The organism is Streptomyces netropsis, assembly GCF_014203545.1.
GTDB lineage: Bacteria > Actinomycetota > Actinomycetes > Streptomycetales > Streptomycetaceae > Streptomyces > Streptomyces netropsis.
Map to the genome: position 1 here is coordinate 134522 of NZ_JACHJG010000009.1, position 14157 is coordinate 148678.

A 14157-nucleotide genomic window follows, 5' to 3' on the forward strand; every position below is an offset into this window, starting at 1 on the left:
GCCCTGGCGGGAGCGACGGGCGCCCCTCACCTTCCGTCCGCCGCCTCCACCTTCCCGATGCTGTACAGAGCCTCACCCACGGGAGAGTCCTCCCCACTGACGTGCGCGCGGACCGAGGCCAGATAGTCGTCACGGCCGACGAGCCCGTCGCCGTCGCCGTCCAGGGCGACAAAGGCCGACTCGATGTTGTCGACCGGGTTCCCCAGTGCCGTGCGCAGCTTCGTGAACTCCGGCAGGTTCAGGGCAGCGTCCCCGTCGGCGTCGACGAGGTCGAACAGTGCGCCGAGCACGGGCTCGCAGATGGTGTCGAACGCCTCGGCACCGGCCCAGGCCGCGTACTCCTCGAAGGTCACCCCTCCGTCGCCGTCCGCGTCCATCGCCGCCCACGCCCGCGCACCGGCCGTGCGCGCGGTGACGACCAGGGGGTCGTCCTCGGTGCGCCCCGAGACCCGTGCCACACGGTCGGCCCGCGCCGCGTACTCGTCCTTCGAGATGACCCCGTCCCCGTCCGCGTCCAGCATGGTGAAGACGAGCCGCTTCGCGGTGATGTCGTCCATTGAAGTCCCACCTGTCGTGTCTGTTCGTATATGAGAGCTGTGTTCCTGTTCGCCTGTCTCTACCCGGCGCCCCGGCGGTTCAAGGCGGCCCGGGCAGCTCGCGTTGCGGTGACGTGGTGCACGGGGCGTGTGCACCGCGCACGGGGCGGGGCGCGCGCGGTTGAGTGCTGCCGACAGCCAGGGGTGGCTGATGCGACCCGGGGTAGCCAGGGGCCGGTACCGGATCCGGAATCCCTGGAGGATGCATGATCGGCGGGCGTCGTGCGGCGGTGGCGTTGAGTTCCCTGGCCCTGGTGGGCTCGTCGTGGGCGGGGGCTCCGGCCGGTCAGGCCGACGAGGGCAGACACAGAGGCCCGGGGGGCGTGGTGTGCACGGGCCCCAGCACCAGCGTGTACGCCCCGCCCCTGACCCTCGAGTCACGCGCGACCCGCGTCCACACCGAGGCCCGGTACACGTGCACCGTCGCCCCCGGCCGGACCGTTCCGGCCACCGGTTCTCTGGACGGGGTGTCACCGTCGGCTTCCTGCAACGGTTTGACCAGCCCCCGCATCACGGAAATCGTGCGGTATGCCGACGGCGAACGGTCACTGATCGTCTACGACAGCGGCACAACGCTCCGTACCGTCGGCGTTCTCGATGTCCATCTGTCGGGCCGGGTCACCGAGGGGCGCGGCAAGGGACAGTCGGCGCAGCGGGACGTGCTCCTCGCACTGCCCCGTGAGCTGCCCACGGAATGTCTCTCCTCCGGTCTCCAGGGGAACAGTGGCCAGGCGCAGCTGGAGATCCGGCCATGACCGAATCCTTCGTGGGGATCCCCACCGAACCCATCGGCAGCATTCCCCGGCCCGCCGAGCTGCTCTCAGCCATGGCGGCCCACGCCGACGGCCGGATCGGCGACGACGAACTCGCCACCGCCCAGGACGACGCGGTCCGCGACACCGTCCGCCGTCTGGAGGAGATCGGCTCGCCGGTCGTCACCGACGGCGAACAGTCCAAGCCCAGCTTCGCCACGTATCCCCTCGCCGGGCTGGACCACCTGGCACCCGACGGCGCCGTCATCCCCTTCGCCGACGGACACCAGCGGCAGCTGCCCCGTCTGACAGCCGGACCGCTGCGCTACGGCGTGCACGCCGACCGCTACCTGCGAGCAGCCCGGCGGCACGCGACCGTCCCCGTCAAACAGGCCGTCATCGCTCCCTCGGCGCTCAGCCTGCTCTACCCGGCGGACGGCATCGACGGCTATCCCCGCGAGGCCTTCCTCGACGATCTGACCGCCGAAGCCGAGGCCGACATCCGCGGCTGTCTGGATGCCGGCGCCCACGTCGTCCAACTGGACTTCACCGAGGCCCGTCTCTCGTTGAAGCTGGACCCGAGCGGTGGGCTGTTGGAGCAGTTCATCACGCTCAACAACCGTGTCCTGGAACGCTTCTCCGCCGCCGAACAGGCCAGGATCGGCGTGCACACCTGCCCCGGCGGCGACCAGGACTCCACCCACAGCCTCGACGTGGACTACGTCGCCCTGCTGCCGGGGCTGCTGCGGCTCAAGGCGGGCGCCTTCTACGTCCAGTTGGCCAGCGAGCAGGAACCGGACAAGGTCCTCGGTGTCCTCGCGGACCATCTGCCCGGCCACGCCCGCGTGTTCATCGGCGTCACCGATCCGATCGACCCGCGCGTCGAGACCCCCGAACAGGTCCGCGACCGGGTCCTGACGGCCGCCCGCTACCTGCCCCTGGACCGCCTGGGCACGTGCGACGACTGCGGATTCTCCCCCTTCGCCGACGACACCTCCACCTCCCGCGACACGGCCTTCGCCAAGATCCGCGCCCGGATCGAGGGCACGTCCCTGGCCGCCCGCGAGCTGGCCGGCTGACCCGTCGTGCAGGGCGGGCCTAGAGGCCCGCCCTGCACGAGCACGGCATCGTGACCGACTGCGCCATGCGCAGCCGCGAAACGCCTCTCACGGAGACCGTCGGCTGAGTGCGGCCCTGGGGCCGGTCCCGGGCGGCCTGGGCGAGGGCCGTGTAGTCCGGGAACCGGCGCAGTCCGCAACGGTCGCAGGCCGCCGCGCCGTTCGTGGTGGTCCACGTGGGGTGAGGGCAGCGGGTGGTGGTGGCCGGCGTCATGAGTGGGCGGTCCGTTGGTGACGGCCCATGGCCATGGTCCATTCCTCGGCGAGTCGGCGGTTTCCCCCTGCCGTGGCGTCCCGGTGCCCGGCCTTGATCCGATCGCACTCCATGCAGTGCGGCTGGGTCACGGGCAGCAGGTTCTCGGCGGCCGCGTGCCACTCGATCCCGCCGCCGGGCGGACGCAGTTGGTAGCGCATCCACCGGGTGTCCATGACCTCGCCCACGCGCTTGGTGGTGGTGTCCCAGACGAGGTCCCCGGTGGCGGGTGCGTAGGTGGACGGGGTGCCCGTGACTGTCAAGGCTTCGCGCGGTTGTTCGGGGGTATGGGGCATGCGGCTACCTCTTGCGTTCCGTTCGCTCGTTCGGAGCGATGTTCACTGACCGTGTCACCAGCGTTGCGCTCCGCTCGTACGGTGAACAGGTAGGCCACTTGGACAGGCGCAACTGTCCAGCCCAGTCCGGGGAGTTCCTGTGAGCGTGGAGAACGAAACGGCCGATGCCGACCTACCGGTGACGCCGCTGGCGCACTTCGGGCGCGAGGTGCGGCTGGAACGTGAGCGGCTGCGCCTGTCACGTGAGGAGTTGGGCAAGAAGGCCCACTGCGGCTACTCGCTGGTCGCGAAGGTCGAAGGCGGGGAGCGCGTCCCGCGGCTCGAATTCGCAGAAGCCTGCGATCAGGTGTTTCCGCACGCCAACGGAAGGTTCGTTCGGCTCTGGCAGCTCGTGCTGAGGTCCGCCTTCCCGCCGTGGTTCCGCAAGTACGTCGAGCTCGAAGGCGTCGCTACCCACATCCGGATGTTCCAGTGCCAGCTCGTGCCGGGGTTGGTGCAGACGGAGGAATACGCCCGGGCCATCATGGAGACGGGCCGGTTGCCCAATCTTGACGACCTGGTGACCGCGCGGATGGAGCGTCAGCGCATCCTGGCTCGCGAGGAACCGCCCAAGCTCTGGGTCATCCTGGACGAGGGTGTACTCCGGCGAACGGTTGGCGGGGTCGGGGTCATGAAGGGGCAGTTGGAACGGCTCCGAGACCTGGCGGATACGGCACCACACGTTGTGCAAATCATCCCGGAGAACGGGAAGCCCTATCACGGATGGAGCGGTTCCTTCGCTCTCCTGTCGTTCAACGAAGGCGCGGACGTGGTGCATGTCGACGGCTTCCCAAGGGGCTACTTCCTGGCCGAGCAGGATGACGTGGCTTCGGCGACCCGCGCCTACGATCTGCTCATCGCGACGGCGCTACCGCCGAATGACTCGGCTCCCCTGATCAACTCAATCTTGAAGGAAAGCTACTCATGACCAACCGAGCACACATACCGGGTTCCGCGTGGCGCAAGTCCAGCTACAGCGGCAACAACGGAGGCGAATGCGTCGAGGTCGCTGACGGCATCCCCGACGCCGTCCCCGTTCGGGACAGCAAGAACCCTCAAGGCCCGGTGCTCGTATTCCCCGCCACCGCATGGACGAGGTTCATCGCCACGCTGCCGGCAGGACACGCGTAGACGCCCCGGACCGGCACGGCCCAGGGCGTTCCACAGCCACTGATCAGTTCGTCACAGGCCCCGGCTCCTGGTCGGAGACCACAGGGCGCGGGGTGACGATGGGGAACACCGGGTCCGGGAAGGTCAGGTAGCCGAAGACCGTGTCGGCGGCCGCCTGGTCGTCGACCTGGATGTCACCGTTGGCCACCGCCGCGTCGAAGTTCTTCTTGAACTGGATTCCGGCCAGAGCCAGTTGATCCAGTGCGGCGCGCGTCAGACTGATGGTCGCCTGCGGCTTTCCGGCAAGGGCGTCCTGGCCCTCGACGTAGATCAGCACACCGTTACGGAGTGTCGTGGTGCACTCCTGGCCGGTGCCCGTGAGGACCCAGCGCAGCACGATGGGTGAGCGTTGTTCCGTCGCGGCCTTGGGGCCGTCGATGCTCTTGGCCATGGCGGTGAAGAACTGCTCCAACGACATGCTCTTCACCAGGTCCGAGGCGCCGTGGGACGCCGGCTTCTGCGGGCCGGTGCGCAGTTCCTCGGCGCCGGTGAGGTAGAAGTTGCGCCAGGTGCCGTTCTCGGAGCCGTAGCCGAGCTGGGTCATGGCCTTGGCCTGGAGCTTCTTGGCGCTCTGTAGGACGTCGGCCGGGACGTCGAAGGCATCGCTGGCGGCGCCGGTGGCGAAGATGACGTGGTTGAGGAGCTCGACGACCCAGCGGTACTCCGGGGGCTCGGCGTCGTACGCCTGCTGCGCGATGCGGACGACTTCGGCCGGGCCACCCATCGCACGGACGTACTTCGCCCCGGCCTGGGCCGGCGGGAGGTTCCAGAGGTGGGCGGGGTTGCCGTCGAACCAGCCGATGTAGCGCTGGTAGACGGCCTTGAAGTTGTGGCTGAGCGATCCGTAGTAGCCCTGGTTGTACCAGTGCTCGGCGAGGCCCGGCGGCAGGTGCTGGAGCTTCTCCGCTATCTCGATGCCGGTGAAGCCCTGGTCGATCAGCCGCAGGGTCTGGTTGTTGAGGTAGGCGTACATGTCCCGCTGGTTGCTGAGGAATTCGATGATGCTGTCCTGACCCCAGCGCGGCCAGTGGTGGGACGCGAATTCGACCTCGGTGTGCTCGCCGAACGTACGGATCGCCTCGGTGAGGTACTTCGACCAGGCGTGCGCGTCACGGACCTGGGCGCCGCGCAGGCTCAGGATGTTGTGCAGGGTGTGGGTGGAGTTCTCCGCCATGCACAGGGTTCGCAGCTCGGGGAAGTAGAAGTTCATCTCCGCCGGGCACTCGGTGCCCGGGGTGAGCTGGAAGACCATGGGGATGCCGTCGACGGAGTGCTGGTACAGACCCGGCCGCCAGGGGATGACGCTGGAGGAAAGCCAATCCTTCTCCGGGGTGGGCTGAATCCGCGGTCCGCCGATGTAGTGGGTCGGCGGGACGAGCGTCACCTCGCCCGTCGAGATCGTCAGGCCGAGGCCGGAGCCGACCTGCCCGTAGGGGCTCTTGTCCAGCTTCGCGGCGTACATGTACTCCGCGCGCCGGGCCATGGCCGGGCCCGCGTAGACGTTCTCGCTGATGGCGTGCTCGAGGAACCCCTCGGGCGCGTACACCGCGAGACCTTCGGGTATCACGTCGCCGGTCTCGTGGAACAGCCCGCGCGAGCCGCCGAAGTGGTCGACGTGGCTGTGGGTGTAGATCACGGCGCTGATCGGCCGGCTGTCCCCGGTCGTGTCGCGGTACAGCTTCAGAGCGTGCTGCGCGGTCTCGTAGGAGGCCAGCGGGTCGATGACGACGAGGCCGGTGTCGCCGGAGGCGATCGTCATGTTGGACAGGTCGTAGCCGCGGACCTGGTGGATGGCACGGCGGGGGCCCGCCACGACCTGGAACAGGCCCGCCATGGCAGTGAGCTGGCCCTGCCGCCACAGACTGGCGTTGACGGACGGCGGGGCCTCCTCCTCGCCCGCCAGGAGGAAGTCGTATCCCGCGAAGTTCCACACCAGACTCTTGCCGTCACGCGACGGGATCGCCGGAGAGCCCGGCAGGGCCAGCAGCCCGCGCTGGGCGTCCTGGTAGTCCTCCGTGTTGGGCGGGACGGTGTTGATGATCCCGCGGTTCGCGTCCACGACGGACGGGGACGGCTCGACGGGTTCGGTGGGGTCCGTGGCGTCGGTCATGCAACTGCCTCCTTGCGACATGCGGACAGCGCGATGCGCGCTCCGCGGGTGGGGCGTTTGCGGTGCGATAGCCGTACAGGTGCGACAACGACGCTATGAAGCGACAGATCCACATACAAGGAACCGATCAAGCCACCGTTGCCCGGGCTCCCGGTGCGCCGAGACAGCGACGATCGGCGCCGGACGCCGACGGAACCAGCGGGGCCCGGGGTTCGGCATCCGTACCCGGTGAGGTGGCGAACCGCACCGGAACGCGTACGCTGACGATCATGGATGCGCTCTACCCACGCCTCCTCGTGGAGGACTTCGCCACCGCCGCCGACTTCTGGCAGGCCGCCTTGCGTGATCTGTTGGGAATCGAGCCCGCCCGGCTCATCCCCCAAGCGGGGTACGCCAGCTGGGACTTCGACGGGCAGACGCTCCTCGCGTTGTTCTCCCGTACCGCCATCGCCGAGGCCGTCGGCACGGACGGGCTCCCGTCGGCCTCGGCGTCGCAGGACACCTCGATGCTCGCCCTGCGCGTCACGGACGTGGACCACGCGACCGCCCGGCTCGGCGCGCACGGCGCGACGGTCGTGGCCGAGCCCCAGGCCCGCCCGGAGTGGGGACTGTCACGAGCCGCTCATCTCCGTGCCCCCGACGGCACGCTCATCGAGCTCCAGTCCTACTGAGGGATCGCCAAGGTAAGCCCGAAAGAGGCCACGGGATGATCTTGGTTTCTTGAGACCGCAACCCGTCACCTGTTCGACTCTCCCTCGTTGGCGTGATGTTGGGCTTGTCGTCTGGGGCCGGGCTGGAGTTGCCGGCGTTCTCCACCCTGGACGCGATGGCCTCGACCGTCCGCACTGATCGGGTCCCAGTTCCGGCACCTGATGCGGGTGGCCGTCTCCGTCCGCGAAAGCGTCGTCGGCTTGGACCAGGCCGCGTGATGCCGGGTGCGGCCACGAGCGGTGAGGCGGCGAGCAGCCCCGTGCGCGCGGGCCGGTGTCTGTACCGCGCCGGGTGCGCCCGCGGCGACGACGCGGGCGCCGAGTCGTCAGGCGGGCTGGGCGGTGATTGTGCAGAGGCGCTTGGTGGCCCGGGTCAGGGCTACGTACAAGTCCCTTTCCCCACCGGGGCGGGTCGTGATGATTTCCCCGGGGTTCATGACGACGACCCCGTCGAATTCCAGGCCGCGCGCTTCGGACGCCGGCACGATGCGTGCGTGGTGAGCGATGCCCTGGGCCGTCAGCTCGCTCACCCTGGTGTCCGCGCAGATCACACCCAGAAGCTCGCCCGGGTGCGCGGTGCTCTGGGCGCGGAGTTCCTGAACGACGGCGGTGACCAACCCGTCCGGAGGTGTGGTCACGGTGCGAGGGCTCTCACCGCTTCGCAGTGACCGTGTGGGCTTCTGGTCCGGAGCGATCCGCATGAGCAGGTCCCGGACGCTCTCCAGGATCTCCTGCGTGGTGCGGTAGCTGACGGTCAGGTTGTGCAGTTTGAACCGCGGTCCGACGTGGGGGCTCAGTGCTTCCTTCCAGTCGCGTGCTGTCGCGACCGGGCCTGCCTGGGCGAAGTCACCCACCAGCGTCATCGCCCTTGACGGGCAGCGGCGGACGATCATCCGCCACTGCATGGCGGTCAGTTCCTGCGCCTCGTCGACGACGACGTGCCCGTACGTCCGCTCGGGGGGACCGTCGACCAGGCTCGCCGCCTCGTCCAGCAACGGCACATCGGCATCGGTCCACGGGTCGTCCGGACCGCGCAGCAGGAGGGACCGCTCCTGCGCGGTCAGGCGGGGCAGGTGCTCGGCGAGAGCGCCGGCGTTCGTCAGGAGCGCCTTCACGAGGTCACCGGGTACCAGCCGCGGCCACAACACCTCGACCGCTCGGTCGACGCCGGCGTCGTCGAGGAGATCGGCTCGGATGGCGTCCAGGTCCAGCTCGTGGACCGGACCTGAGTCGGCCGCGCCTTCGGCACGGCGCTGGGCGACTCCCGTGAACCGGTCGAGGTTGATGCCCGTCATCTTTTCGGCATCGGCGTCGATCTGCTCCAGGAGGTCGCCCATGTCTCGTTGCATCGCGTCGGTGGCGGCGTCGACCAAGAGCTCTTTGAACACCTGGCGCGCGGGGTTGTGCCCCTGTGCGGCTGCCACGGCGGCGTCGCGTGCCGTGGCGACTTCCTCGCCGGAGAGGTGAACCAGTTCCTGTCCGACCCGCACGGTGAAGTCACCGGCGGGGGCTTGGTGGGCGCGCAGCAGGCCGGCCAAGGCGTCGGCGAGGTCGGAGCTGCCCTTGAGACGCGCCGTATCGAACGGGTCCACCGTGTCCGTGGACACTCCGGCCAGTTCCCGGCAGGTCGCCAGAACGACGTCGTTCTCTCCGAGCGAGGGAAGGACCTGGGAGATGTAGTCGATGAAGCGGGCGTTCGGGCCCACCACCAGGACACCCTCCTCCGCGGCGCGCGGGAACGCGTACAGGACATAGGCCGCCCGGTGCAGGGCGACCACCGTCTTGCCGGTGCCGGGCCCGCCCTGCACCACGGTCACCCCGCGGTGGGCGGAGCGGACGATCTCGTCCTGCTCGGCCTGCAGCGTCGCGACGGCCGCGTGCATCCTGCCCGTACGCCGTGCCGACAGAGCCTCGGTCAACGGGCCGTCCCCCACGACGTCCTCGTCGGTCGGGGCGGTCCCGTCCAGCAGTTCGTCGCTCACCGAGATGACCGTGCGCTCATCGAGGCGCAGGTGCCGGCGCCTCCGCAGGCCCATCGGGTGGACCGGTGTCGCCTCGTAGAAGGGCCGCGCCGCGTTCGCGCGCCAGTCCACGAGCAGAGGCAGGTCATCCTCCTCCGTATGCAGTCCGATCCGCCCGATGCGCAGGGCCGTGCCATCCGTCCAGTCGATGCGCCCGAAGACCAGCCCCTTTTCGGCGCCCTCCAGCCGGCCGATTTCCTTGGCCAGACGCTCGGCGGCGATTTCTCTCTCGTATGCCTCACCGGCGCTTTCCGCCGGGGCCTTCAGCACACTCGCTCGGTGCACTCGCGCCTCGGAAAGCCGCTCGGTGAGCAACTCATACAAGGAGGACACATAATCCCGCTCCGAGTCAACCGCACGCACAGCAGGATCATTCACTTTTGACAACAGGGGGCTCCTTCGATTCGAGCCACACCATACGGTCAAAGATCCCTAAAGGTAAGTCTTGACTTACTTGGCGAAGCCATGGCCCTACGACTGAATCCATGACGGCTGACCGTATGGCGCATCTGCATTCCGCCGTTCCGCATATCGCTAGTTGCGCTCCCGATGCCCGCCTGCCTTATGGGCGAGCCCGCCCTTGGATGCCGGCGATGTTTTGCCGCGCTCGGGAAAAGGGGGAAGACCCTGCGAGGCGAACGGCGCCCGTCAGACCGCCACCAAGACCCACCACGCCGAAGCCGCGTCCGCGCAGTCGGCCAACGACGTCCCGGCCACGCCGGTGGCCCCGGTCGTGCTGCCCACGCCCCGCCCGGCCGCCGTCGCCCCCGCCCCGGGGCCGGAGCCCACCGACATCGATGACACCTGGGGGCCGGCATGAGCGGCGGCGCGATGTCCGGCGTCGATCTGGCCCGCGTCGCGCTGCGGGCCGCGATGGAGGGCCTCGCGGGAGGCCTCGATCCCGTCCGCCGCGCGGGCAGGGCTTGATAGGCGCTCGTGATCCTGCACCGTCTGTCGTTCGGCGGGCCGATGCGGATGGGTGGCCGGAGGAATATCTGGCCCATGGTTGGCGCGATGCAGGGGTTACCACCTGCATACTCCGCATCGAATTAAGCCATACATCTCGCCGCCGACTGGAATAGGCATGAATAGCGTTGATCATGGATGGGAGGCAGGATACGTTGAGTGCCGATCATCGCAGAGCAAGCTAATTCCCAGGGGGGGAATTCCTTGAATCGCATGTTCACCGTGCTCGCTGGCGCTGCTGTTTTCAGCGCGCTGGCCGTTGGAACTGCCGCAGCGGCCCCTACAGTAAATCTTGGCGGACAGGATCCTGTTTCCGGTACAGTCGCTCCCGCCGGATTCATCGACCCGGCCCCAGGCATGATCGTGAAGCGCAGCGTCCCTGTTGACAGAGCACCTGCCGATGAGACGGTTGCCGACGCTACTGCGAACGCTATAGGCCCCAAGGTCACGGACAAGAAATACCAGGGCCAGCAGTGCGGCACGAATGTCATTCAGCAGACGAGCGGCCAGGGAAATCTGTGCGCGCTTCAACCAGTGGCTCGGCTAACGCATGATCCGGCCTGGCGGCCGAGTGGAGGTTTTTGCCGATGACGCGCACTATCCGATCATTGATCATTGGCATCACCCTCTCGTTAGGATGTGCCGCCTGCGCGGCAGGGGAGGGCGAAAGCGACGCATCTCCCCCGCCTTCGCCACAAGACGCCCCGCTGCAGAGGCTTGAGGAGATCACCCTTGAGGGCGACCCCCTGTCCGATATGGATTCCGGGCCGACACCCGAGAAGCGACAGCCCGTCGGAGAGATACATATGGGATCGCACCGCATCATCGCCTATGCCGAAGGACGCAAATGCGGACTCCTGGTCATCAATTCAGCGAAGGGCACGCCGATCAGCTTGAAGGCTGAGTGGCCGCAAAACGCCGATCAGGGAAGTTCACGCCTCCCTGCGGGCCCTTACCGCAGCTCCTCGGCTTCCGGCTCCTCCGCATCCGACCCCTGGGCCTCGCTGTCCTGCGGCAAGAACGCAATGATCGTCGAATATGCCCCTAAAGCCTCGGAGCGCCCATCGGCGCCGCGCGGATCCGTCACGGTAGCGAATTCACGGAAGAGTGATAATTCGTTCATTGTCGTCGGCCCCAAGGATGTCAGGGCTGACATCTTGAGTAAACTTCCAGCCGGCTCGAAATCCGGTTGACCATTCTCGCTTCCCGAAGCTGCTTCCGCAGCACCGCGATGTCGATATACGCCAGCTCGGCAGGGCTCTACTTCCTGACCTGCTGGGTCTGAGGGGCGTAGCAGACGAGCCCCATCGCTGCGGCGACAGCTGTGGCGCGAGCTGAGGCTTCATCGGCCATGATGTAGCGCATGGGGAGGTAGATCAGCGGGCCTCTCGCCTCGACGATCAATGGCCCGGTCGACCACGGAGAGATATCGTCCTCGTCTTCCGTAAGGTCGGGCCATTGCTCCAGCAAGGCGATCACGTACTGGGCTATGCGGGCCGTCGGTGGATGCGGCACGTCGGTGTCGACGTAGCGGCCGTGGGCGGAGGGGTTCGACTGCGGTGTGTTGCTGGGCCGGTGTCAGCCAACCCTCCAGTGACCGCCTTCCACAGCGGCCAGGGCTTCTCAGTGACGCCTGATCTGTGCGAGCTGAACGTCGACGTCCGTACGACGCCCGGCTTCGATGCGCACGATGCGGAGACGTTGGTGCGCAAGGCGGTGGCCGAGCTGGACGCGGAGCTGCCCGCTCCCCGGCCGACCGGGATCACCCCGGTGGCCAGCTGGCCACCGTTTCAGCTGGCGCCACATGAGCAGCCGGCTGCCGCTGTGCTGAACGCCGCTGCCGCCGAGGGCCTGGCGGTGCGGGCGAAGACGGCGGGCCCGTCGAACATCGGCAACCTGCTGGCCGGCGAAGGCATCCCGGCCACCGCCGGGTTCGGCCCGGCATATGAGGGGCTGCACGGCTTCGACGAGCGGGCCCGCCTCGCCGAGCTGCCGCAGGTCTATGCCGTCTATCACCGGGCCGTCCTTGACCTCCTCCAGGCGCTCTGACATCTCCTGGGCCCGCTCCATGAACGTCCCAGATCCCCTCCCCGGGGGCCGATGCCCCAGGTGCCCCTGGTGACGATTCCTCCCGTGTCGTGTCACGCGATCGTCGCAGCGACCACTGAGGAGAGCTTCGGCTACCCGGCCTACACCTGGATCGACACATCGCGTCCGGCCGCCTTAGCTGTTGCCGAAGATGGGAACTTTCGCCCACCTATGCACCGAAAGGTCTCCTCGCATGGTTCGCCGTTGGGTCACCGCCGCCCTGGGAGCGCTCCTGCTCCTCACACCCGGGTCACTCACTGCGACATCGGCCGCCGAGGGCCACGCCCCTTTGCGGGTCATAACCCGCAACCTCTACCTGGGTGCCGACCTCGCACCCGTCCTCGCCGCCGGTAACCCCCAAGCGCTCGTCGCCGCGGTGACCGCGGTATACGCGAACGTCCAGGTGACGAACTTTCCCGAGCGCGCCAAGGCATTGGCCGACGAGATCGCCGACAGCGACCCTCACCTCGTGGGCCTCCAGGAAGCCGTGCTGTGGCGCAGCCAGACCCCAGCCGGGCCGGGCAGTGCCACCCACGTCGAGTACGACTTCCTGCAGATCCTGCTCGACAAGCTTGCCTCCCGGGGCAGGCACTACGCGGTCGTGGCCAGCGTCACCGTCGGCAGCGACTTCGAGGCCCCGCGCTCCCTGCCCGGCGGTGGCCTGCAGGACATCCGGCTCACCGACCGCGACGTGCTCCTGGCCCGTACCGACCTGCCCGCGCGCGTCTTCTCCGTGGCGAACCCTCAGGCGGCCCGGTTCCAGGCCCACGTGCCCATCTGCCGCCCGACGTTCGGCTGCGTGCCACCCGGTAACGTCCCCATCAAGGTCGAGCGCGGCTGGGTCGCTGCCGACGCCACCGTGCGCGGTCACACCGCCCGGGTGGTCACCACCCATCTGGAGCCCGTCTCTCCCCCCGTCCAGGAAGCACAGGCCGACGAGCTGCTCGCCGGCCCGCTGAACACCACTCTTCCCACCGTGCTGCTCGGCGACCTCAACTCGGCCGCCGGCGGAGTCGGCGCAACACCGGGGACCGCCACCCAGACCTACAACCACCTGCTGGCCGCCGGCTTCACCGACGCCTGGACCGCCACCCGCCCCCGCAACCCCGGCTTCACCTGCTGCCAGGCCGCCCACCTGATCAACCCCACGTCCAGCCTCACCCAGCGCATCGACTACGTACTCTTCCGCGGCAACGGCGTCACCGCACTGGCGAGCGACCGGGTCGGCGACACGCAGGCCGACCGCACTCCGTCAGGCCTGTGGCCCTCCGACCACGCCGGGGTCAGGAGCGTGCTCCTGCTGCGCTGAGTGACACCCGCACAGAAGTAGAGCCCTACATGAGGGGTTGCCCCATCACCACGGTGACGAGATGGGCGAGCAGGCGAGGGCCATAACGATTGGTTCTAGTTGCCAATACAACCAGCTCTTGGACTTCTAGATCGTGCGCCGCCAGGCTGGAGGCACAGGACAGGCCGTCAGAGGCCGGGCCCGGGCCCCGAGGAACCGGGCCCGCACAAGGACCACGAGGAGCTGAGCCGCCATGAGCCCCACCCCCCGCACCCGCGCCACCGAACCCGAGGACCTGGCCCGGATGTTCGTGGAGCGCGCCAACGCCGGTGATGCCGAAGGGCTCGCCGAGCTCTACGAGGAGGACGCCGTCGTCGCCTACCCGCCGGGGTCACAGACGGTCGGCCGGGCGGCGATCCTCGCCCTGTACCGGCAGATGATGGCGCAGGCGCCGCGCTTCGAGGTGGAGGAGCCGCTGCCGACCGTGCGCAACGGCGACCTGGCCGTCACCTCGACGCGGCCCGCCGACGGTACCGGCGGTCGCGTCCAGGTCGCCCGGCGGCAGGTGGACGGCACCTGGCTGCGCATCATCGACCGTCCCGAGATCGCCGACTGATCGTGCGCGTCCTCTGCGGCAGGGATTCAGTCCCGGACAGGCCCTGGAGCTCTGTCCGTACGTACCGAAGGCGGCGCGCTCTCCGAGTGGAAGTGGAGAGCGCGCCGCCCGTCGCTGCGTCTGCGGAACGTCAC

At 68.5% G+C, this 14157-nt stretch carries 15 protein-coding genes and 1 pseudogene; 9 read left to right on the forward strand and 7 right to left on the reverse strand.

Features of this window, described 5'->3' with window-relative positions; genetic code table 11:
• Window positions 1-26: 26 nt before the first annotated feature.
• Complete coding sequence (locus tag FHS38_RS21705; RefSeq protein ID WP_184735873.1) at window positions 27-557, reverse strand: EF-hand domain-containing protein; 531 nt, start codon at window positions 555-557, stop codon at window positions 27-29.
• A gap of 245 nt (window positions 558-802) precedes the next feature.
• Between FHS38_RS21705 and FHS38_RS21710 the strand changes: the two genes are divergently transcribed.
• Window positions 803-1351 (forward strand): hypothetical protein, encoded by a 549-nt coding sequence (locus FHS38_RS21710; protein WP_184735875.1) that lies wholly within the window; start codon window positions 803-805, stop codon window positions 1349-1351.
• Entirely contained in the window at window positions 1348-2427 is a 1080-nt protein-coding gene (locus tag FHS38_RS21715; RefSeq protein WP_221495219.1) for a cobalamin-independent methionine synthase II family protein, read from the forward strand. The genes FHS38_RS21710 and FHS38_RS21715 overlap by 4 nt, the downstream gene beginning before the upstream one ends.
• Window positions 2428-2446: 19 nt before the next feature.
• On the opposite strand, the gene FHS38_RS21720 is transcribed toward FHS38_RS21715, so the two are convergent.
• Entirely contained in the window at window positions 2447-2680 is a 234-nt protein-coding gene (locus tag FHS38_RS21720; RefSeq protein WP_184735877.1) for a DUF6255 family natural product biosynthesis protein, read from the reverse strand.
• Entirely contained in the window at window positions 2677-3015 is a 339-nt protein-coding gene (locus tag FHS38_RS21725) for a hypothetical protein (protein ID WP_184735879.1), read from the reverse strand. The genes FHS38_RS21720 and FHS38_RS21725 overlap by 4 nt, the downstream gene beginning before the upstream one ends.
• Before the next feature lie 139 nt (window positions 3016-3154).
• Here FHS38_RS21725 and FHS38_RS21730 point away from each other — a divergent pair, with 139 nt between their 5' ends.
• Complete coding sequence (locus tag FHS38_RS21730; RefSeq protein WP_184735881.1) at window positions 3155-3982, forward strand: helix-turn-helix domain-containing protein; 828 nt, start codon at window positions 3155-3157, stop codon at window positions 3980-3982.
• A complete protein-coding gene (locus FHS38_RS21735; protein ID WP_184735883.1) occupies window positions 3979-4185 on the forward strand; it encodes a DUF397 domain-containing protein in 207 nt (68 codons plus the stop codon). Before FHS38_RS21730 ends, FHS38_RS21735 begins: the two co-directional genes overlap by 4 nt.
• 43 nt (window positions 4186-4228) lie before the next feature.
• On the opposite strand, the gene FHS38_RS21740 is transcribed toward FHS38_RS21735, so the two are convergent.
• Window positions 4229-6334: an alkyl/aryl-sulfatase gene (locus FHS38_RS21740; RefSeq protein ID WP_184735884.1), complete on the reverse strand. Its 2106-nt coding sequence runs from the start codon at window positions 6332-6334 to the stop codon at window positions 4229-4231.
• A 269-nt stretch (window positions 6335-6603) separates the two neighbouring features.
• Between FHS38_RS21740 and FHS38_RS21745 the strand changes: the two genes are divergently transcribed.
• On the forward strand, window positions 6604-7005 hold the full coding sequence (locus tag FHS38_RS21745; protein WP_184735886.1) for a VOC family protein: 402 nt from the start codon (window positions 6604-6606) through the stop codon (window positions 7003-7005).
• A gap of 365 nt (window positions 7006-7370) precedes the next feature.
• On the opposite strand, the gene FHS38_RS21750 is transcribed toward FHS38_RS21745, so the two are convergent.
• On the reverse strand, window positions 7371-9398 hold the full coding sequence (locus FHS38_RS21750; protein WP_184735888.1) for a HelD family protein: 2028 nt from the start codon (window positions 9396-9398) through the stop codon (window positions 7371-7373).
• Between the two features lie 315 nt (window positions 9399-9713).
• Window positions 9714-9860 (reverse strand): hypothetical protein, encoded by a 147-nt coding sequence (locus FHS38_RS21755; RefSeq protein ID WP_184735889.1) that lies wholly within the window; start codon window positions 9858-9860, stop codon window positions 9714-9716.
• A 779-nt stretch (window positions 9861-10639) separates the two neighbouring features.
• Here FHS38_RS21755 and FHS38_RS21760 point away from each other — a divergent pair.
• On the forward strand, window positions 10640-11224 hold the full coding sequence (locus tag FHS38_RS21760; RefSeq protein ID WP_184735891.1) for a hypothetical protein: 585 nt from the start codon (window positions 10640-10642) through the stop codon (window positions 11222-11224).
• A gap of 67 nt (window positions 11225-11291) precedes the next feature.
• Here the strand turns inward: FHS38_RS21760 and FHS38_RS21765 are convergent, their stop codons facing one another.
• Window positions 11292-11510 carry a hypothetical protein gene (locus tag FHS38_RS21765; RefSeq protein ID WP_184735893.1) on the reverse strand — a complete coding sequence of 73 codons (219 nt, stop codon included), beginning with the start codon at window positions 11508-11510 and terminating at the stop codon, window positions 11292-11294.
• Between the two features lie 111 nt (window positions 11511-11621).
• Between FHS38_RS21765 and FHS38_RS21770 the strand changes: the two are divergent.
• The 3 genes and pseudogenes from FHS38_RS21770 to FHS38_RS21780 form a co-directional block, all read left to right on the forward strand.
• Window positions 11622-12080, forward strand: a pseudogene (locus FHS38_RS21770) (peptidase dimerization domain-containing protein); the annotation flags it as partial.
• A 232-nt stretch (window positions 12081-12312) separates the two neighbouring features.
• Window positions 12313-13428, forward strand: a complete 1116-nt coding sequence (locus FHS38_RS21775; protein ID WP_184735895.1) for an endonuclease/exonuclease/phosphatase family protein — start codon at window positions 12313-12315, stop codon at window positions 13426-13428.
• A gap of 232 nt (window positions 13429-13660) precedes the next feature.
• On the forward strand, window positions 13661-14023 hold the full coding sequence (locus FHS38_RS21780; protein ID WP_184735897.1) for a YybH family protein: 363 nt from the start codon (window positions 13661-13663) through the stop codon (window positions 14021-14023).
• The last annotated feature ends 134 nt before the right edge of the window (window positions 14024-14157 follow it).

Bases quoted from the DNA above. Each gene is read 5' to 3' on its own strand.
- FHS38_RS21775 (WP_184735895.1), top strand. From the start codon at position 12,313: ATGGTTCGCCGTTGGGTCACCGCCGCCCTGGGAGCGCTCCTGCTCCTC.
- FHS38_RS21745 (WP_184735886.1), top strand. From the start codon at position 6,604: ATGGATGCGCTCTACCCACGCCTCCTCGTGGAGGACTTCGCCACCGCC.
- FHS38_RS21715 (WP_221495219.1), top strand. From the start codon at position 1,348: ATGACCGAATCCTTCGTGGGGATCCCCACCGAACCCATCGGCAGCATT.
- FHS38_RS21755 (WP_184735889.1), bottom strand. From the start codon at position 9,860: ATGTCGGTGGGCTCCGGCCCCGGGGCGGGGGCGACGGCGGCCGGGCGG.
- FHS38_RS21720 (WP_184735877.1), bottom strand. From the start codon at position 2,680: ATGACGCCGGCCACCACCACCCGCTGCCCTCACCCCACGTGGACCACC.
- FHS38_RS21780 (WP_184735897.1), top strand. From the start codon at position 13,661: ATGAGCCCCACCCCCCGCACCCGCGCCACCGAACCCGAGGACCTGGCC.
- FHS38_RS21705 (WP_184735873.1), bottom strand. From the start codon at position 557: ATGGACGACATCACCGCGAAGCGGCTCGTCTTCACCATGCTGGACGCG.
- FHS38_RS21735 (WP_184735883.1), top strand. From the start codon at position 3,979: ATGACCAACCGAGCACACATACCGGGTTCCGCGTGGCGCAAGTCCAGC.
- FHS38_RS21740 (WP_184735884.1), bottom strand. From the start codon at position 6,334: ATGACCGACGCCACGGACCCCACCGAACCCGTCGAGCCGTCCCCGTCC.
- FHS38_RS21725 (WP_184735879.1), bottom strand. From the start codon at position 3,015: ATGCCCCATACCCCCGAACAACCGCGCGAAGCCTTGACAGTCACGGGC.
- FHS38_RS21710 (WP_184735875.1), top strand. From the start codon at position 803: ATGATCGGCGGGCGTCGTGCGGCGGTGGCGTTGAGTTCCCTGGCCCTG.